The 18,428-nt window shown below is 69.3% G+C and carries 14 protein-coding genes and 3 pseudogenes; 11 read left to right on the plus strand and 6 right to left on the minus strand.

Annotation, left to right across the window (positions count from 1 at the left end; all coding sequences use genetic code 11):
* Nucleotides 1-153: 153 nt before the first annotated feature.
* Nucleotides 154-1,023, minus strand: a complete 870-nt coding sequence (locus J7E89_RS12085) for a glycosyltransferase family 2 protein (RefSeq protein WP_374196808.1) — start codon at nt 1,021-1,023, stop codon at nt 154-156.
* 35 nt (nt 1,024-1,058) lie between these two features.
* Nucleotides 1,059-3,533 (minus strand): SpoIIE family protein phosphatase, encoded by a 2,475-nt coding sequence (locus tag J7E89_RS12090; RefSeq protein ID WP_308315446.1) that lies wholly within the window; start codon nt 3,531-3,533, stop codon nt 1,059-1,061.
* Between the two features lie 213 nt (nt 3,534-3,746).
* On the opposite strand from J7E89_RS12090, the gene J7E89_RS12095 reads away from it, so the two are divergent.
* From J7E89_RS12095 to J7E89_RS12120, 6 genes are all read left to right on the plus strand, one after another.
* Nucleotides 3,747-3,938: a hypothetical protein gene (locus tag J7E89_RS12095; protein ID WP_214972589.1), complete on the plus strand. Its 192-nt coding sequence runs from the start codon at nt 3,747-3,749 to the stop codon at nt 3,936-3,938.
* Between the two features lie 81 nt (nt 3,939-4,019).
* On the plus strand, nt 4,020-4,316 hold the full coding sequence (locus J7E89_RS12100) for a hypothetical protein (protein ID WP_214972590.1): 297 nt from the start codon (nt 4,020-4,022) through the stop codon (nt 4,314-4,316).
* A gap of 49 nt (nt 4,317-4,365) precedes the next feature.
* Complete coding sequence (locus tag J7E89_RS12105) at nt 4,366-4,824, plus strand: CBS domain-containing protein (RefSeq protein WP_214972592.1); 459 nt, start codon at nt 4,366-4,368, stop codon at nt 4,822-4,824.
* The gene (locus J7E89_RS12110) at nt 4,821-6,119 is read left to right on the plus strand and encodes an SLC13 family permease (RefSeq protein WP_214972594.1); all 1,299 of its coding nucleotides are present in this window, start codon (nt 4,821-4,823) and stop codon (nt 6,117-6,119) included. The genes J7E89_RS12105 and J7E89_RS12110 overlap by 4 nt, the downstream gene beginning before the upstream one ends.
* 63 nt (nt 6,120-6,182) lie before the next feature.
* Nucleotides 6,183-6,668, plus strand: coding sequence for a CBS domain-containing protein (locus J7E89_RS12115; RefSeq protein WP_214972597.1), 486 nt, complete (start codon nt 6,183-6,185; stop codon nt 6,666-6,668).
* Between the two features lie 121 nt (nt 6,669-6,789).
* Nucleotides 6,790-7,569: a hypothetical protein gene (locus J7E89_RS12120; RefSeq protein WP_214972601.1), complete on the plus strand. Its 780-nt coding sequence runs from the start codon at nt 6,790-6,792 to the stop codon at nt 7,567-7,569.
* On the opposite strand, the gene J7E89_RS12125 is transcribed toward J7E89_RS12120, so the two are convergent.
* Nucleotides 7,506-8,513, minus strand: a complete 1,008-nt coding sequence (locus J7E89_RS12125) for an NAD(P)/FAD-dependent oxidoreductase (RefSeq protein WP_308315447.1) — start codon at nt 8,511-8,513, stop codon at nt 7,506-7,508. The genes J7E89_RS12120 and J7E89_RS12125 overlap by 64 nt on opposite strands.
* An 82-nt stretch (nt 8,514-8,595) precedes the next feature.
* Between J7E89_RS12125 and J7E89_RS12130 the strand changes: the two genes are divergently transcribed.
* Nucleotides 8,596-9,204, plus strand: coding sequence for a helix-turn-helix domain-containing protein (locus tag J7E89_RS12130; protein WP_214972604.1), 609 nt, complete (start codon nt 8,596-8,598; stop codon nt 9,202-9,204).
* 52 nt (nt 9,205-9,256) lie between these two features.
* Here J7E89_RS12130 and J7E89_RS12135 read toward each other — a convergent pair.
* The 3 pseudogenes from J7E89_RS12135 to J7E89_RS12145 all read right to left on the minus strand — a co-directional run bounded on the left by J7E89_RS12135 (nt 9,257) and on the right by J7E89_RS12145 (nt 12,851).
* Nucleotides 9,257-10,713 (minus strand): annotated as a pseudogene (locus J7E89_RS12135) (GH1 family beta-glucosidase).
* A gap of 62 nt (nt 10,714-10,775) precedes the next feature.
* Nucleotides 10,776-11,477: pseudogene (locus J7E89_RS12140) on the minus strand (carbohydrate ABC transporter permease); the annotation flags it as partial.
* Nucleotides 11,478-11,531: 54 nt separating this feature from the next.
* A pseudogene (locus J7E89_RS12145) lies at nt 11,532-12,851 on the minus strand (ABC transporter substrate-binding protein).
* A 285-nt stretch (nt 12,852-13,136) separates the two neighbouring features.
* Here J7E89_RS12145 and J7E89_RS12150 point away from each other — a divergent pair.
* The 4 genes from J7E89_RS12150 to J7E89_RS12165 all read left to right on the plus strand — a co-directional run bounded on the left by J7E89_RS12150 (nt 13,137) and on the right by J7E89_RS12165 (nt 18,427).
* Nucleotides 13,137-14,153: a LacI family DNA-binding transcriptional regulator gene (locus J7E89_RS12150; RefSeq protein ID WP_214972764.1), complete on the plus strand. Its 1,017-nt coding sequence runs from the start codon at nt 13,137-13,139 to the stop codon at nt 14,151-14,153.
* A gap of 90 nt (nt 14,154-14,243) precedes the next feature.
* On the plus strand, nt 14,244-15,554 hold the full coding sequence (locus J7E89_RS12155; protein ID WP_214972606.1) for an ATP-grasp domain-containing protein: 1,311 nt from the start codon (nt 14,244-14,246) through the stop codon (nt 15,552-15,554).
* A gap of 40 nt (nt 15,555-15,594) precedes the next feature.
* Nucleotides 15,595-17,631 (plus strand): CocE/NonD family hydrolase, encoded by a 2,037-nt coding sequence (locus J7E89_RS12160; protein WP_214972620.1) that lies wholly within the window; start codon nt 15,595-15,597, stop codon nt 17,629-17,631.
* Nucleotides 17,632-17,737: 106 nt separating this feature from the next.
* On the plus strand, nt 17,738-18,427 hold the full coding sequence (locus tag J7E89_RS12165; RefSeq protein WP_214972623.1) for a TNT domain-containing protein: 690 nt from the start codon (nt 17,738-17,740) through the stop codon (nt 18,425-18,427).
* The last annotated feature ends 1 nt before the right edge of the window (nt 18,428 follow it).

The following is an 18,428-nucleotide window of genomic DNA, read 5'->3' on the forward strand; positions in this document are numbered from 1 at the left end:
GTTGCTGCGTTGGCTGCGTTGGCTGCGTTGGTGCGATGCCGACATCCCGTCCCAATACGCCGATGTCATCGCCGCGGTGCCTCCTCAGGCACCGGGGCGCTGCGGCCCGCACGTGTGTCGCCGGACTGCCGACCGCGTTCTCCGGGTCGATGGTCACCCCACATACCTCCGCGCGGTGGAGGCGCGTTGTGCCTTCTCCAGCAGCCACAGGCGGTCCTCCAGCTCGGCCGGCACCGGTTCGCGCTGCTTGAGAACCCACGGCAGACCCGCCGCGGCGAGGGCGAAGGCCCGCAGGGACGCCACGTCACGCGGCACTGTCCGCAGCAGATACCCGGTACGGCGCAGGGCCGGGCGCAGAGGCCGGCGCAGCCAGGTGAACCACAGGGTGTTGCGCAGCCCCACGGTCCGCCGCGCCGTGCTGTCCCGGGCCTTGGACGCGGCATGGTGGACCGTGAGACTCGGTACGTAACTCAGCCACCACCCCCGTCGCAGCAGGTCGGTGGCCAGCAGTTCCTCTTCGCCGCCAAACCACAGGCCCGCGTGAAATCCGCCCACCGCGCGGAAGGCGACCGTACGCATGACCGTCGCCCCGGCGAGGAACGATCCCAGCGCGGGGCCGGGCAGCCAGTCGGGGCCGGACAGCGGTGAATCGCGCATGTCGGCGACGATGGGGTCGTCCTCGCCCGACGGCTCGACGACGATCCGGGCCGTGACGGCGGCCAGCAGCGGCCGTTCGTCGAGAATGCCCGCCGCGTGCCGCAGGGAGTGCGGCTGCCACCATGTGTCGTCGTCGCAGAAGGCGACATAGGGAGTACGCACGTGGCGCACTCCGAGGTTGCGGCCGAGCGCGCCCAGATTGTGTCCCGGCCGCAGCAGTACGACGTCGGGGAAATCCCGCGCGACGGCTTCGGCCGTGCCGTCGCCCGACCCGTTGTCCGTGACGATCACCGGTGGCCGCTCCGGGAGTTCGCGCAGTATCCGCAGGGTCCGGAGCAGTTCCGCGCGGCGGTCCTTTGTGATCACCACGACGGTGGTACGACCATCCAGATGTTCTGGACTCACGGCGCTCCCGGGAGTGGCTGTTCCGTCCAAATGGTCTTTCCGTGGCGCGTGTACCGGCTGCCCCACCGCTCGGTCAGCTGCGCGATCAGGAAAAGGCCGCGCCCGCCTTCCTCCGTGGCGCGTGCGCGTCGCATTCTGGGCTGCGTACTGCTCGGGTCGGACACCTCGCAGATCAGCGTCGTCGTACGGATGAGCTTGAGCTCGACGGGGCCGCCGCCCGCGTAGCGGATGGCGTTGGTGACCAGCTCGCTCGCCACCAGTTCGGTGGTGAAGGCGAGTTCGTCCAGGTCCCAGCGGGACAGCTGCCCCACCACCAGCGCCCTGGCGTCGGCCACCACCGCTGGATCCGGTTCCAGTACCCACATCACGCTGTCCTGTGCGGGAACCCCACGGGTACGGGCGAGCAGTAGGGTCACGTCGTCCGACAGCGGGCTCGGGGCCAGGTCTGCCACCACCTCCTGGCCGACGTCCCGCAGCGGACGGCCCAGGACGTCCGCGGCCGCCAGCCGGCTCTTGAGGGCCGCCATTCCTTCGTCCAGATCGGCCTGCGGCCGCTCGACCAGGCCGTCGGTGTAGAGCGCCAGCACGCTGCCCGGTTCGACCTCCAACTCCACTGGCTCGAAGGGCAGTCCGCCGACTCCCAGTGGCGGCCCGGGGCTTACGTCCACGTAACTGACGGTCCCGTCGGGAGCCACCAGGGCGGGCGGGGGGTGCCCCGCACTGGCCATGGCGCACTGACGCGACACGGGGTCGTACGTCACGTACAGACAGGTGGCACCGAACGAGTCGTAGGCGCTCCGGCGTTCGGGAGTCTGCGTACCGTTCTCGTAGCTGCTGTTCTCCACGGTGAGCTGGGAAACAAGGTCGTCGAGGTGGGTGAGGAGCTCGTCGGGTTCGAGATCGAGGTCGGCCAGCGTGCGTACGGCGGTGCGCAGCCGGCCCATCATCGCTGTGGCCTCCAGACCGTGGCCGACCACGTCGCCGACCACGAGGGCGACCCGGGCGGACGACAGCGGGATGACATCGAACCAGTCCCCGCTCACTCCGCCGGCCGTATCCGTGGGGAGGTAGACGCTGAAGCTCTGCACCGCGGCCGTCTCGGTCGTCATCGGGGGCAGCAGGCTGCGCTGCAGACTCACGGAGGCGTGGCGCTCGCGCGCGTACCGGCGTGCGTTGTCCACCACGAGGGCCGCGCTGGAGGCGATCTCCTCCAGCAGGTCCAGGTCGTCCGCGCCGAAGGGCGCGCGGTCGCCGTCGCGCCACACCATGACCCGTCCCAGGAGCCTGCCTCTGGCTCGCAGCAGCGCGCTCATGCCCGAGCGGGTGCCCGGCCCGGGCAACGAACCGGGCCAAGTGTCGGCGTCGCCCAGCACATCGGCATTGGCATTGGCATCGGCATCGGCATCGGCATCGGCATCGGCCGACGGCTGCTCGGCGGGTCGCCCCCATACGCGGCCCCGCAACCCGTCGCCGACATCCACCCGCATGGAACCACCGGTCGGCAGCCGCCCGGCGCCCGCGCCCGCTCTCGCGGCCACCGCCGCCCGCCGCAAGACGTGATGTCGCTGATGCTCGGGCCCGGGCTCCTCGTGGGCGAACCCGGCCTCCGCTATGTCGACGGCCGCCAGATCGGCAAGCACGGGAACCAGCACATCAGCCAGGTCCTGCGTGGTTTCCGCGACCGACAGCGAGTTGCCGAGCACGGCGGTGGCGCGGTGCAGCAGGTCGAGGCGCTCGCGCGCGCGACGCTGTTCCGTGACATCGGTGAAGAGGGCGGTGACGCCCATGACGCGCCCGTCCGTCTCCTGGAGGCGGAACGCGGACAGTGCCATGATCCGGCCCCTCCCCGGGTCGACCCGGGTACGTACGAGCGCGTCCATCGCCACCAGCGGGTTCCCGGTCGTGAGAACCTTCCGCAGCTGCTCGTCGATCACACCCGCGTCCTCCTCCCAGAGGAACTCCGCGAGCCGCAGACCGCGCAAGTCAGGGGGCACACCCGTATACGGAAGAAGCTGAGTGTTCGTCCGCACCAATCGCAGTTCCCGGTCGAACACCGCGAAGCCGACGCGTTCCTGGAGGAACAGTTCCTGCATGAAGGCGTGATCCTGGCGCCACTTCAACACCAGAGCCCAAGGTGCTCCCAGCAGGAAGAAGCGCGACACGCGACGGTCCGGCTGCCCGGGGTCCAGCGGAAGGACGCGGAACATGACCTCCGTCTCCCCGCCACCGCCCTCACGCACCACAGCCCGGCCCTCCCACACCGGGCCGTCCCGCTGCGCCATGACGTCCCGCCATCGGCCGGGGTCGGCCAGCAGGTCCTGGACCCGTCGGCCACACAGCTCGTCGGCCCGCCGGTGCAGAAGGGTTTCGGCCGCCGGAGTGCAGCCGAGGACCGTCCCGGTGCCGTCCACGAGAAGCCCGGCCGCGTTGCCTGCGTCGAGGGGATCGTCTTTGCTGCGAGCAATGCGCACACGCACCCCCGGGATCAGCGTCTCACCGGTCTTGATCTGGCCGTCGTTGTCTTGCGCTCTTGGCCAGGCTATCCATCACCCCACCTGTCCGCCCGCCCGGAGGGCAAGGACCGGCCATGGATCCGCTCACTCGGAATATGCCGGCGTGCGGGCGTGGTGGGGCTGTGTGACCCTTGCCGCGAGAAAGGCCGTGCCGACCGGAGGGAGTCAGGGATGAATCAGCTCGGAGACAAGCCGGAAGAGGTCCGCAAGCGGCTGGAGGAGGAGAAGCGGCAGGCCCGGGAGCAGGATCGGAAGTCCCCCGAACGGGGCTCCGAGCCCGGTGAGCCGTCCGGGGAGCCGTCCGGGGAGCCGTCCGGGGAGCGGGATGCCGCGACGTACCCCGACGATCGCGATTCGGACTGACCCGAGCCGGTCTTACGTACTCATCCCGGCCACCCCCTTCACGCCGGTCGCGGATGCGGCCACGAATGCGAGACTTGGACTATGGACTGGGCTTCATGGACGACGCTCGGGGTGCTGACGGGCCGCGGCGGGGTCCTCACCGAGGAGGTGGGCGTTCTGACCGGTGATCTCACGGTGCACACCACGTGGGCCGACAGTGAGGCACGGATCGCTGTGCAGTACAGCGGGGCGTCCGACTGGTTCACCATGTCGGGCAGTCCCGTGCCTTCTCCTTCGGAGAGTGACAGCCGCGACCTGCACGACGCCGTGGTGGCGGCGATACGTGAGGGTGGCGCCGCCACCGTCCCCTCCCCGCCGCACAGCCCCTCGGCACAGTAGCGCCGCTTGCTGCCCCGGTCGTTGGGTCGGCGCACTCAGGAGAACGGCCATGCTCGCGCGTGATCTCGCGGAAACCTACCCCTACGTATCGGTCGACGCCGATGCGGTGGACGCGGCCCGGCTGCTCGCAAGGCACAAGCTGCCCGCGCTGCTCGTCGTCGACGCCGACCATCGGCCGTACGCCATCGTGCCCGGCTCCCAGCTCATCAAGCAGCTGGTGCCGGACTACCTCATCGAGGAACCGCTGCTCGCCGCCGTGATCGACGACCGCCACCTCGGTGAAGTCGCGGAGAAGATCGCCGGACTCACGGTCGCCGAATGGCTGCCGAAGCGCACGTACACGCCGCCAGTGGTCGGGCCCGACGCCGGTCTGCTGCACGTGGCGGCGCTCATGGCCCGTACCCGCAGTCCGCTGGTCGCCGTGATCGAGCGCGACGGCGACCAGATCAGCCTGCTCGGCGCCATCACGGCCGCCTCACTGATGACGCATCTCATCGGAGAAGCGTGAACGACTGGCAGAGCTGGGCCGCGGTCGTCGTCTTCGCGGGTACATACGCACTGATCATCAGCGAGAAGCTGCACCGCACGGCCGCCGCCCTGGGGGGTGCCGGGCTGATGCTCGTGATCGGGGCGACCGACGACAAGGCGGCGTTCCACTCGGAGCGCAGCGGGGTCGACTGGAACGTCATCTTCCTGCTGCTCGGCATGATGGTGATCGTCGGCGTGCTGAAGAAGACCGGCATGTTCGAGTACCTCGCCATCTGGTCCGTGAAGAGAGCGCGGGCCAGGCCCTTCAGGGTGATGACGTGGCTGGTCGTCATCACGGCCGTCGCCTCGGCCCTCCTCGACAATGTCACCACCGTGCTGCTCATCGCCCCGGTGACCCTGCTGGTCTGCGAGCGGCTCGGGCTGCCGGTCGCCCCTTACCTGATCGCCGAGGTGCTGGCGTCCAACATCGGCGGCATGGCCACCCTGGTCGGTGATCCGCCGAACATCATCATCGCCAGCCGCGCCGGCCTGACCTTCAACGACTTCCTGGTACACCTCGCCCCGCTCTCTGCGTTGCTGATCCTGGTCCTGATCGCACTGTGCCGCTGGCTCTTCCGGAAATCCTTCGTGTACGACGAGGAGCGCGCCGCCGAGGTGATGTCGCTGGAGGAGCGCGAGGCCATTCACGACCCGCGCCTTCTCGTCCAGGGCCTGGTCGTGCTCGTGCTCGTCGTCGCTGGGTTCGTACTGCACCCCGTGCTGCACTACGAACCCAGCGTCGTCGCCCTGCTCGGCGCCGGGCTGCTCATCGCCGTCTCCAGCGTGCGGACCGGTGATGTGCTGGCCGACGTCGAGTGGCCCACGCTCGCCTTCTTCGCGGGGCTTTTCGTGATGATCGGCGGGCTGATCGAGACCGGTGTGATCGGTGAGGTCGCCAGGAAGCTCGCGGACGCCATCGGCGACAACGAAATCGGCGGGTCCATGCTGCTGCTCGGCTCCTCCGCCGTGCTCTCCGGCATCGTCGACAACATTCCGTACGTCGCCACCATGGCGCCCGTCACCAGCGACGTCGTCGAGGCCATGGGCGGCTCCGGAGACCACGTCATGTGGTGGGCGCTGGCCATCGGCGCGGACCTCGGCGGCAACGCCACCGCGATCGGAGCCAGCGCCAATGTCGTCGTCCTGGGCATCGCCGAACGCAACCGCACACCCATCTCGTTCTGGCAGTTCACCAAGTACGGCCTTGTCGTCACCGCCGTCACCGTGGCGATCTCCGCGGTGTACATCTGGCTGCGGTACTTCGCCGCGGCCTAGGGTTTTCTCGTATATTCGAATGAGGCTGGAAATGAGGAGCCTTCCCACAGACGGGAGCCGGCCGTGCGCGCGCGAGACCTGGCAGAAGAGTACGAAGCCGTGAGCTTCGACAGCGACGCCCTGGACGCTGCCCGGCTGATGGCCGAGCACCGGCTGCCCGGACTGCTGGTGCTCGACGAACGCGGCGAGCCGAAGGCGATCCTGCCCGCGTCCCAGATGGTCAAGACCCTGGTTCCCTCCTACGTGATCGACGATCCGGGGCTCGCGTCCGTCATCGACGAGAAGCACGCCGACCGGCTGTGCGAGTCCCTGGCCGGGCGCCGCGTCGGCGATTGTCTGCCCCGCACCACGGCCCCGCCGCCCATTGCCGCTCCCGACGACACCGCGCTGGAGGTGGCCACGCTGATGGCACGGGTACGCAGCCCGCTGGTCGCGGTGGTGGAGAAGACCCGGGGCGGTACCCGCCTCATTGGCGTGATCACGGCCTCGCACCTGCTGCATGAGCTGCTCCGTTCGGCGAGCGCGCCCGCGGCGGGGACCGGCCCGTAGGCTCGGTCCGGCCTTGGTGCTGCCGAGTGGAGTGTGCGGTGGCAGTGCGCGGCTGTCGTGCCCACCGGAGGTGTGGCGCGTTGACTGGTGGCGAGATTCACCGAGTCGAGGAGTCACCGCCATGACACTGCAAACACCCCCTCAGGTCGAGCCGTCGGACCACGGCTGGGGGATCGTCGCTGACGGCAGCCACCCGTCTCAGGCGCATGCCTGGACGGCCTTGCTCACGGGATTCGGCCCGCAGGACTCCTTCTTCTTCCAGGCGCACGCTCCTGAGGCGGCCGACGCGCCGGGGCATGCGTCGGGCCGGCAGACCTTGCACGAGCTGGAGGTTGCCGGTTCGGCGCTCGGGAAAGTCGCGGCCCCCATGTCGCGCGCCGCGCAGAACGCCCTTCTGTCGCCCTCGGCGGGTCCCGATGTCTCGGCGGAGCGCGGCACGGCCCACGCCGACAGCCGTCTCGCGAGCGGGGACGTCTCCATTGCGTACGGCGTTAATCCCGACGGCGGCGCGCCGCTCTCGCCCTTCGGTGTGCACGTTGAGGCGGCGACGGCCGAGGCGGTCACCAAGCCCGGCCAGCCGGTCACCCTCGCCAGCGGTGCCAGGCACGCCTACGTCACGTCGGCCGGGCGGAAGGTGGCTACCGTGCCGGCCGAGTGGCCGGTGAACTTCTCGGTGCGTATTCCCGCCGACACCTCCCAGCCCGTCGCAGCACTGGTCGTCTTCAACGAGCAGGTCACCACCGACGCGCAGGGTCGGCCCACTCTCGGCAAGGACGGCCGGTACGCCTACGATCCGAAGTCGACGAGCGGGTACGTCAACGCAGTGCGCCTCACCGTCTACGGTGAGCGCCGGACGGAGCTGACCATCGGACACGCCGCTGTCCTGCGTGTCTCCCAGTAGACCGCCGCGCGGTGGATCTCGACGGCCCGTGCCACGTCCTCGTCCACCAGGTCGTGGTTGATGGCGAAGGCGGCCGCCGATCCCATGCCGGCCGCCGTGACCACCGCCGCCCGCGGATCGGCGACATTGCCCGCCGCCCACACCCCGGACACACTGGTGCGGCCGGAAGGGTCGGTCGTCACCCAGCCGTTGTCGTCGCGCTCGCAGCCCAGTGCGGTCAGCAGGGCGTCGCGGGGCACCATGCGGGGAAGGACGAACGCGGCGCTGCGGGGCACTACCCGGCCGTCGGCCAGTTCGACCCCGCGCAGCCGGTCGTCGCCCACCACCAGCCGCTTGATCACGCCCTCGGTGATGTGCACACCTCGGGCGGTCAGCCGCTCGCGGTCGTCGTCCGTGAGGTCCAGGGTGTGCGGGAAGAACACGATGTCACTCGACCACTGCCGCAGCAGTAGCGCGTGCCGCACGGAGCCGGGGTGGTTGCCGAGCACCCCGATGGGCTGGTCGCGCACCTCGTAGCCGTGGCAGTACGGACAGTGCAGCAGGTCGTTGCCCCATCGCTCACGGACGCCGGGAATCTCGGGCAGCTCGTCGCGCAGGCCCGTGGCCACCAGCACGCGGCAGCCCCGGAGCACCGGGCCGCCGGCCAGATGCACGAGGAAGCCGGAGTCGATGTGATCGACCTGTCCCTTCATCAACTCCACGCCGTAGCCCGCCACTTCGGCCCGGGCCACTTCCAGCAGGGCAGCCGGGGCCATCCCGTCCCGGGACAGGAAGCCCTGCATGTGCGCGGCCGGGGCATTACGCGGTTCCCCGGCGTCCACGACCGCTACCCGGCGGCGGGACCGGGCCAGTACCAGGGCCGCGTTCAGGCCGCCGGCCCCCGCGCCGACGACCACCACGTCGTACAGGGAATCCTTCGATGCCACGCTCTTCGTATCGCTCACGGCGATCACCTCCGCCCACAGGGTGCGACCAAGGATTCAGCAGTGGCAATCTTTGTTGCTATTTCCGGAACGAGCTTGTGCAATGGGAAGCGTGGAACACTCACCTGCCATCGCCCAAGTCCTCACCGAGGTCGGCCCTCGCCTCAAACGGCTGCGCACTGAGAACGGCGTGACGCTGACGGCGCTGTCCGAGACCACTGGCATCTCCAAGAGCACCCTGTCCCGGCTGGAGTCCGGCCAGCGGCGCCCCAGTCTGGAACTCCTGCTTCCGATCGCCCAGGCCCACCAGGTTCCGCTGGACGAACTGGTCGGCGCCCCCGAAGTCGGCGACCCGCGCGTCCGCCTCAAGCCCAAGCGCGTCAACGGCAGCACCGTGCTGCCCCTGACCCGGCAGCCGGGGCCGCTGCAGACCTTCAAGATGATCCTGCCGGCCACCCGGAGCACACCCGAGCCCTGCACCCACGAGGGCTACGAGTGGCTGTATGTCCTCTCCGGACGCCTGCGTCTGGTCCTGGCCGACCGCGACCTCGTCCTGGGCCCCGGCGAGGCCGCCGAGTTCGAGACCCGGCTGCCGCACTGGTTCGGCAGTACCGGCGACGGCCCCGTCGAGGTCCTCAGCCTGTTCGGCCGCCAGGGCGAGCGCATGCACGTACGCGCGAAACCCCGCCCCCGCGACAAGCCCGGCCACTGACTGTGCCCGGCGCGCACACAGCACACCGGGCACAGTGGTCATGTGCGGCGGATCAGGTCGCGTCCGCCGCCGGCAGCGTGCCCGTACGTGCCACGTCCGCGTACCAGCGCGCGCTGGCCTTCGGGGTGCGCCGGCCGGTCGGGTAGTCGACGTACACCGCGCCGAAGCGCTTGCTGTATCCGTACCCCCACTCGAAGTTGTCGAGCAGCGACCACAGGAAGTAGCCGCGCACGTCGACCCCTGCCTGGATCGCCCGGTGCACCGCCGTGAGGTGGCCGTGCAGGAAGGCGATCCGGTCGGGGTCGATCACCTCGCCCTGCGGGTTGACGTAGTCGTCGAACGCCGCGCCGTTCTCCGTGATCATGAGGGGCAGGTCCGGGAAGTCCGCCTTGAGCCTGAGCAGCAGGTCGTACAGGCCGCTGGGGTCCACGGCCCACCCCATCGCCGTCTTGTCGCCCGGCGGCAGATGGAAGGTGACCTTGTCGGCGCCCGGCCACGGGCTGTGCGCGCTGTGCCGTGTCCGTCGGAGCCGTGGCCGGCCTCGTCGGTGGCGGCCGATACGAGAGTCGGCGTGTAGTAGTTGACGCCCAGGAAGTCGAGCGGCTGCCGGATGGCGGCCGTGTCGCCGTCGTGTACGAAGGACCAGTCCGTCAGGTGGGCGGTGTCGCGCAGCAGGTCGGCCGGGTACTCGCCGCCGAGAACGGGGCCGGTGAAGACCCGGTTGGCCAGCGCGTCGATGCGCCGGGCGGCGTCCGCGTCCTCGGGGCTCGCAGTGAGCGGGCGCACATGGTGGACGTTGAGCGTGAGGGAGATCCGCGCGTCGCCCGGAAGACCGGCGCGCAGTGCCTGTACGGCCTGGCCGTGGGCCAGGTTGAGGTGGTGCGCGGCGCGCAGGGCGGCGACGGGGTCGGTACGGCCCGGCGCGTGGACGCCGGACGCGTAGCCGAGAAACGCGCTGCACCAGGGCTCGTTGAGGGTGGTCCAGGTGCGTACCCGGTCGCCGAGGGCGTCGGCGGCCAGGGCGGCGTACGCGGCGAACCGTTCGGCGGTGGCGCGCTCCGGCCAGCCGCCCATGCTCTCCAGTTCCTGGGGCAGGTCCCAGTGGTAGAGCGTGGCGACGGGCTGGATGCCCTTCTCCAGCAGCTCGTCGGTCAGTCTGCGGTAGAAGTCCAGTCCCTTCTGCACCGCGGGGCCGCGGCCTGTGGGCTGGATGCGGGGCCAGGCGAGGGAGAAGCGGTAGGCGTCGACGCCGAGGTCGGCCATGATGGCGACGTCCTCGCGCCACCGGTGGTAGTGGTCGGTGGCGATGTCCCCGGTGTCGCCGTTGCGGACCTTGCCGGGGGTGCGGGCGTAGGTGTCCCAGATGGACGGGGTGCGCCCGTCCTCCGCCGCCGCTCCTTCGATCTGGTACGCGGCGGTCGCCGTGCCCCAGAGGAATCCCGGGGGAAACGCGCGGCTGTCGGCGGCGGCGTGGGGAGCGGGTGCGGTGTGTCGGATTGCGGTGACCACGTACGTAGGTCCTTCCGGGGTGGGGAGGGGTGTCTGGTGCGAGCGTGCGTGCGTGAGGTGGCTCAGCCCTTGACCGCGCCCTGCATGATGCCGCCGACGATCTGGCGGCCGAAGATGAGGAACATCGCCAGCAGCGGCAGGGTGCCTAGGAGGGCGCCGGCCATGATCAGGGACTGGTCGCGGACGTAGCCCGCGCTCAGTTGGGTGAGGGCGACGGGGACCGTCGGGTTGGTCATGTCGAGCACGATGAACGGCCAGAAGAAGTCGTTCCAGGCGTGCACGAAGGTGATCATGAACAGGACCGCCATCGGCGGCCTGGCGATCGGCAGCACGATGCTCCAGAAGATGCGGAGTGAATGCGCGCCGTCCACCCGGCCCGCCTCGACGAGTTCGTCCGGCAGCGCCTCGGACAGGTACTGCCGCATGAAGAACACGCCGACCGCGCTGACGAGTGTGGGGAAGATGACGGCGGGGAGTTTCTGCCCCCAGCCGAGGTCCGTCATCATCATGAACAGGGGTACGACGCTGAGTTGCGGCGGCACCATCATCGTTCCGATGACGAGCATGAGCAGGATGTTGCGGCCCCTGAAGCGCAGCTTGGCGAAGGCGAAACCGGCCAGGGTGGCGAACAGCACGGTGGACAGCGCGATGACACCGGCCACGATGAAGCTGTTGATCATGGTCTTGCCGAGCGCGGCGTCCTGCCACGCCTTGCCGAGGTTCTCCAGGAGGTGCGGTCCCGGCAGGAACGGTGGCGGGGCCCGGCGACCGCTTGGTTTTTTGAGGCGGCGGTCGCCGGGTCACCGGGGCGGCTGGTCTCAGCCGGTGGCCTTCTTGATCCGGTCGTCCGTGGTCTTCCAGGCCTCGTCCGGGCTCTTGTTCTGGGACTCGATGAGCGTCAGACCTTGGGAGAAGATGTCCTTGATCGTGCCGTCCTTGCGCCCGAGGACCTGCTTGTCGGGGATCTCCTGGGCGGCGTCGCCGAAGATCTTGCCGATGGGTGCGCCGTTGAAGTACTCGGACTTCGCGTCGGCGACCGCGGGGGCCTTGAGGGCTTCCTCGGAGGACGGGAAGTTGCCGAGCTTCGTGAAGACGAACTCCTGCTGCTCGGGTGCGGTCAGCCAGGCGACCAGCTTCTTCGCCTCTTCCTTCACCGGGCTCTTGTCGATGACGCCGAGGAACGAGCCGCCTCAGTTGGCGCCCTTGGGCGCCTTGGCGACATCCCACTTGCCCTTGTTCGCCGGGCCGGCCTTCTCACTGATGTGGCCGAGCATCCAGGCGGGGCAGACCGCCGTCGCGAACGTGCTGTTGGCGAGGCCGGGGTCCCAGCCGGGCTGGAACTGCCGCAGCTTCGCTGTGAGTCCGGTCCCGCCGGCCTCCGAGGCGAGCTTCCAGGCCTCGGCGATGGCGGGGTTGTCCTGGTAGATCAGTTCGCCGGACTCGTTGTAGAACTGCTCGGAGTTTCCGTAGATCATGGCGTTGAACAGGCCACTGGCGCTGTCCATGAAGGCGACCTTGTCGTTCTTGGTGCCCTTCTTGAAGTCCTTGCCCGCCTCGACATACTTCGACCAGTCGCCCTCCCACAGCTTGGCAACCTCCTCGCGGTCGGTCGGCAGACCGGCCTGCTCGAACAGGTCCTTGCGGTAGCAGACCGCCATGGGGCCGATGTCCGTACCGAAGCCGATGACCTTGTCGTCCTTGGCCGTGACCTGGCTCAGCTTCCAGGGGAGGAAGTGGTCGGCGCCGGAGACACCGGACAGGTCGGTGAACTTCGCGGCCTGCGTGTCGGCCAGTTCCTTGGCGCGCCCGATCTCTATGCCCTGGATGTCCTTGAGGCCGCTGCCCGCCGCCAGGTGGGTCTGCAGGGCGGTGTAGTACGTCTGCTCGTCCCCCGCCACCTCCGCCTCGATGCGGACGTTCGGGTTCTCCTTCATGTACCGGTCGAGGAGGCCGGTCTCCTTGTATCCCATGACGCCGAACAGGCCCATGGTGATGGTGACTTTGCCGTCCTTGACTCCACCGCCGGTCCCTCCGTCGCCGCCGCCGCTGCCGCTGCAGCCGACGACCAGGCCGAGTGCGGCAACGGCCGAAACGGTAGCCACAACCTTTGTACGCAACAGCTTGTGAGCCCTGCTCATTTAGCCCTCCCAGTGGCGGCGCCGACGCACCGGAGTACGAGCCGGTCAGTCCGCTCTGTGGCTTGGAATGGTGGAGTGGGTACGTTCCCACTGGCCAGGTGGGAACGTACCCACCAAGGTTCCCGAAGACTGGCCGCCGTGCGTACCCTCTGTCAAGAACTTGAATCGACTTCGTTGCGTCCAGATGTCGCGGGGCAATCCGCTGACTCCCGCGCCGCACCGGTGACCGTCTGGCACAATGCGCTGGTGAACGGCGTCCGGACGTCGCTCTACGAGGAGGAAGCCATGGGGGGAAGGCAGCGCCCGACCATCAAAACCGTGGCCGCACGAGCCGGAGTCGGGCGTACGACCGTTTCACGAGTCATCAACGGCTCGACGCTCGTCAGCGACGAAGCACGCGCCGCCGTCCTGGCCGCGATCGCGGAACTCAACTACGTACCCAACTCCGTCGCCCGCGGCCTGGTGACCAGCAGGACCAATTCCGTCGCGCTGGTGATTCCCGAGTCGGAGAGCCGCCTCGGTTCGGAGCCCTACTTCTCGGCGGTCATCCGGGGAGTCAGCACGGCGCTGGCCGACACCAGGACCCAGCTCCAGCTCATGCTCGTACGGGACAAGGGCGAGCAGGACCAGCTGACCGACTCGGTCGCCGAACGGCGCGTGGACGGCGTGCTGCTGGTCTCGGTGCACGAGCACGATCCGCTGCCCGGCCTGCTGGAGGACATGGGTCTGCCGACCGTACTCGCCGGCCGCCGCTCCCCCACCGAGACCCTGAGCCACGTCCACTCCGACAACCTCGGGGGCGCGGCCGCCGCGGTCCGCCATCTGGTGGCGCGCGGCCGGACGACGATCGCGACGATCACCGGTCCGCTGGACATGGATGTGGGCCGTACCCGGTTGCAGGGCTGGCGGGACGCGCTGGAGGAAGCGGGCCGCGCGGCAGACCAACGGCTGGTGGCCACGGCCGACTTCACCGAGGCCGGGGGCGAACGCGCGATGCGTTCACTTCTTGAAGCAGCACCCGATCTGGACGCCGTCTTCGTGGCGTCCGACGTCATGGCCGCGGGCGCGATGATGGAGCTGCGCAAGCAGGAACGGCGCGTTCCGGACGACGTTGCCGTGGTCGGCTTCGACGACGCGTTCTTCGCGCGCCACACCGACCCGCCCCTGACGAGCGTGCGCCAGCCCATCGAGGAGATCGGCACCACGATCGCCCGGACTCTGCTCCGGGAGATCGCCGACCCGGACGCACCGCGGCAGCACATCCTGCTCCCGACCGAGCTGATCGTCCGCGGCTCCTCGTGAAGGACCACTGACTGACCGGTTCACCCGATCCGATGTGTGAGACGCCCCTGACGAGGAAGGCGATCGGGACGAGCCTACGAAGGAGAGTCAGTGAGCGATCGCAAGAACATATTCGTGATCGGCCTGGACGAGGCCAATCTGCCGACCCTGCGAGCCGTGCCCGACGCGCAGAGGTACGACTTCCACCCTCTTCTCACCATCGAGGAGCTCCAGCACGGCGAAGTGTCGGTGGCGGAGCTGTTCGAGAAGGCACGGGTTGCCCTCGACGCCTTCGAGGGCAGCATCGACGCGATCGTCGGCTACTGGGACTTCCCCGTGAGTACGCTCGTACCGATGCTCAGCGAGCGCTACGGCACGCGCAGCACCAGCCTGGAGTCCGTGGTCAAGTGCGAGCACAAGTACTGGAGCCGGCTGGAGCAGCAGAAGGTCGTCGACGAGCATCCGCGGTTCGGCCGGGTCGATCTGGAGGCGGACGATCCGCGCCCGCCCGAGGGCGTGCGCTTTCCGATGTGGCTCAAGCCCGCCCTGTCGTACTCGTCGGAACTCGCCTTCGGCGTCAAGGACCAGCAGGAGTTCCGCGAAGCGGTCGACGAGATCCGCAAGGGCGTCGCCCGGGTGGGCCGGCCCTTCGAGTACATCCTCGACCGGCTTGACCTGCCCGCCGAGATGGCCGGTGTCGGTGGTCAGGTGTGTCTGGCCGAGGAAGCGCTCTCGGGCATCCAGGTCGCGGTGGAGGGGTACGTCCACAACGGCGACGTCACCGTGTACGGCGTCCTGGATTCGATCAACTACCCCGATTCCTCCAGCTTCCTGCGTCACCAGTACCCCTCCGCCCTGCCCGAGCCGGTCGTACGCCGGCTGCATGACGTCTCCAAGCGGGTGATGCGGCAGATCGGTATGGACGCGGCAACCTTCAGCATCGAGTACTTCTACGATCCGCAGACCGACGCGATCAATCTGCTGGAGATCAACCCCCGGCATTCCCAGTCGCACGCCGAGCTGTTCGAGTACGTCGACGGAGTCCCCAACCACCACTGCATGCTGGCTCTCGCGCTGGGCGAGGACCCTGCCCTTCCGCACCGGTCCGGCCCGTACGAGGTGGCCGCGAAGTGGTACTACCGGTGGTTCGCCGACGGTGCCGCGCGCCGGGTGCCCACGCCCGCGGACATCGCGCGCATCGAGCGCGAGATCCCCGGCGTACGGGTCGACGTCGTACCCGACGAGGGGCAGCGCCTGTCCGACACTCCGCAGCAGGACAGCTACAGCTACGAGCTGGCCCACATCTTCACAGGTGGGAACAGCGAGAAGGAGCTGCGGGAGAAGTACGACCGCTGTGTGGCGGCTCTCGGTCTCGCCTTCGACGAGACCACTCCGGGCGGACGCGACCAGAAGAACGTCTGAGGACCCCGAGGCCCCCGAGGGAAAGGAGCGGCCCCGCCGTATGCGTTTCGTGAGCAATCTGCCGCACGCGACGAAGGAAGAAGAACACGTCGTCGTCCCCATGTCCGACGGCACCCGCCTGTCCGCCCGCATCTGGCGGCCGGTCTCCTCCGACGAGGAGCCCGTGCCGGCGGTGCTGGAGTACATCCCGTACCGCAAGCGCGATCTGACCGCGGTGCGCGACTCGATGAACCACCCTTACATCGCAGGTCATGGCTATGCGTGCGTACGCCTGGACCTGCGCGGCACCGGCGAGTCGGAGGGCGTACTGGCCGACGAATACCTGGAGCGGGAGCAGGCCGACGCCGAAGAGGTCCTCGCCTGGCTGGCCGAGCAGCCGTGGTGCGACGGCAGTACCGGCATGATGGGCATCTCCTGGGGGGCCTTCGCCGCCCTCCAGACCGCGGCCCGCCGGCCGCCGAGCCTGCGCGCCGTCGTCATCGCGTCCTTCACGGACGACCGGTACGCCGACGACATGCACTACATGGGCGGCGCGATGCTGTCGGACAACCTCGCGGAGGCGGGGACGATGTTCGCGTACGCAACGTGCCCGCCGGACCCGGCCGTGGTCGGTGACCGCTGGCGCGACATGTGGCACGAGCGGATGGAACACACCCGCCCGTGGGTCCTGGAGTGGCTGCGCCACCAGCGCCGCGACGACTACTGGCGCCATGCCTCGGTCTGCGAGGACTACGCGGCCGTACGCTGCCCCGTCCTCGCGTCCAGCGGCTGGGCGGACGGCTACTCCAACGCCGTGACGCGGCTGCTGGGGAACCTCGACGTACCGCGCAAGGGGCTGATCGGGCCCTGGTCCCACAAGTTTCCGCATCTGGGCGAGCCCGGTCCGGCCATCGGCTACCTCCAGGAGGTCGTGCGCTGGTGGGACCACTGGCTGAAGGGTGCCGACAACGGCGTCATGGACGGACCGATGCTGCAGGCGTGGATGCAGGACAGTGTGCCGCCCTCGACGTCGTACGAAGAGCGGCCCGGCCGGTGGGTCGGCGAGCCGGACTGGCCCTCGCCGCACATCGAACCGGTCGCCCATCCGCTCCTGCGGCACCGCATCGTCATGCCGGGGGACGTGGTGCCGGAGGAAGGCGGCGGCGACGCGATGACCGTGCAGTCGCCGCTGTCCGTCGGCCAGTTCGCCGGCAAGTGGGCCTCGTACAACGCCCCGCCGGACCTGCCGTACGACCAGCGGGAGGAGGACGGCGGCTCTCTGGTCTTCGACACCGGACCGCTGAGCGAACCGGTCGAGATCCTGGGCTCCCCGACGGTCGAACTCGACCTGTCCGTCAGCGAACCGGTGGCCACCGTCGCCGCCCGCCTCTCCGACGTCGCACCCGACGGCCGGGCCACCCGCGTCACGTACGGCCTGCTCAACCTGACGCACCGCGACGGCACGGGCGAACCCGAACCCCTGGAGCCGGGCCGTCGCTACCGCGCCACCGTCGAGCTCAACGGCGTGGCCCAGGTCTTCCCGCGCGGCCATCGCATACGGCTCTCCCTGTCCACGTCCTACTGGCCGCTGGCCTGGCCGCCCCCCAAGCCTGTCCTGCTGAGCGTTCACGAGCGGTCCAGCACGCTGACGCTGCCGGTGCGGCCCACGGCCGAGCCGGACGAAGTGCCGCAGCGGCCCTTCGGTGAACCCGAAGGCGCCGAGCCCATCACCACCACCCGGCTGTCGGCTCCCGAACAGCGCTGGGAGGTCAAGCGCGACCTGATCGGGTACGACTCCGCGCTGGAGATCGTGAAGGACCGGGGCACGGTGCGTATCGACGACATCGGGCTCGACGTCGGCTGCCGCGCGTACGAGCGCTACACCGCCACCGCCGACGACTTCACCTCCGTCGCCGGCGAATCGGCCTGGACCATGCGCTTCCGGCGGGACGACTGGGACGTACGCGTGGAGACGCGCACCGAACTGCGGTGCGGTGAGACGGAGTTCTTCGTCGACGCGACCCTCGACGGCTACGAGGGAGACCGCCGGGTCTTCTCCCGCACCTGGAACGAGACGCTGCCACGGGACTGGCTGTAAACGGTCCCCCCTCGGGGCGAAATGCACCGACACGCCACGCGGAAAGTAGTTGATCCACTACGCTCCGCCGCGTTACGTGTTGGATCCGCATCCGAGGGGACCCTGAGTGAACCGAATTCGCACCGTACTCGCCGCGCTCGGCATCACCGCGGCAACGGTGCTCGCGCCCACCGCGAGCGCCGCTCCGCAGCAACAGCAGCAGCACGAGGAACGGTCGGCTGCCGGCGTGTCCCGGCACGACCCGTGCACCGGCTCGTTCCAGGGCGACGCGCGGCTCGGGCCCAAGTGGCTCCCGTCGAAGCACGAGAAGCCGGTGGGCCCGCTGCTGAAGGGCTACAAGCGGACAGGGGAGCTGTCGCCGGAAAGCTTCCTGAAGGAGTACTGGCAGGGGCCCGCAGACGTGGGTGGCTGGAAGTATCCGCCCAACGACGGGTTCAGGGAGGTCAATGGCGACGTGGACAAGGCGCCCACCCAGCTCCGCAGCGGTCAGCGCCTGGACCGTTTCGGTTCGGAGTACGGGGCCTATCTGGCGCCCGCAGGCGACGCGTACGCCAAGCGCGCACTGCCCCCGCAGAACCTGAACACCCGTGAACCGTCGGTGCCGTGCGACTACCGCGTCTACGAGGTCGCCAAGCCGTTCTGGGTGTGGCAGGGCGGTATCGCGCCGTGGTTCGAGCAGCCCGGCGGCGGGCAGCAGATCAAGCTGGACCCGGTGTTCCTGGATCCGGGTGAGGGGCAGCGGCTGAATGTGAAGTGGCTGCTGGAGCACGACTACCTCGAACCGGCCGGCGCGTAGC

This window comes from Streptomyces sp. ISL-100, from assembly GCF_018614615.1.
Lineage (GTDB): Bacteria > Actinomycetota > Actinomycetes > Streptomycetales > Streptomycetaceae > Streptomyces.

Excerpts from the sequence above, each read along its gene's own strand:
- J7E89_RS12095 (WP_214972589.1), top strand. The coding sequence starts at position 3,747 with ATGAATCAGCTCGGAGACAAGCCGGAAGAGGTCCGCAAGCGGCTGGAG.
- J7E89_RS12100 (WP_214972590.1), top strand. The coding sequence starts at position 4,020 with ATGGACTGGGCTTCATGGACGACGCTCGGGGTGCTGACGGGCCGCGGC.
- J7E89_RS12105 (WP_214972592.1), top strand. The coding sequence starts at position 4,366 with ATGCTCGCGCGTGATCTCGCGGAAACCTACCCCTACGTATCGGTCGAC.
- J7E89_RS12120 (WP_214972601.1), top strand. The coding sequence starts at position 6,790 with ATGACACTGCAAACACCCCCTCAGGTCGAGCCGTCGGACCACGGCTGG.
- J7E89_RS12130 (WP_214972604.1), top strand. The coding sequence starts at position 8,596 with ATGGGAAGCGTGGAACACTCACCTGCCATCGCCCAAGTCCTCACCGAG.
- J7E89_RS12150 (WP_214972764.1), top strand. The coding sequence starts at position 13,137 with ATGGGGGGAAGGCAGCGCCCGACCATCAAAACCGTGGCCGCACGAGCC.
- J7E89_RS12160 (WP_214972620.1), top strand. The coding sequence starts at position 15,595 with ATGCGTTTCGTGAGCAATCTGCCGCACGCGACGAAGGAAGAAGAACAC.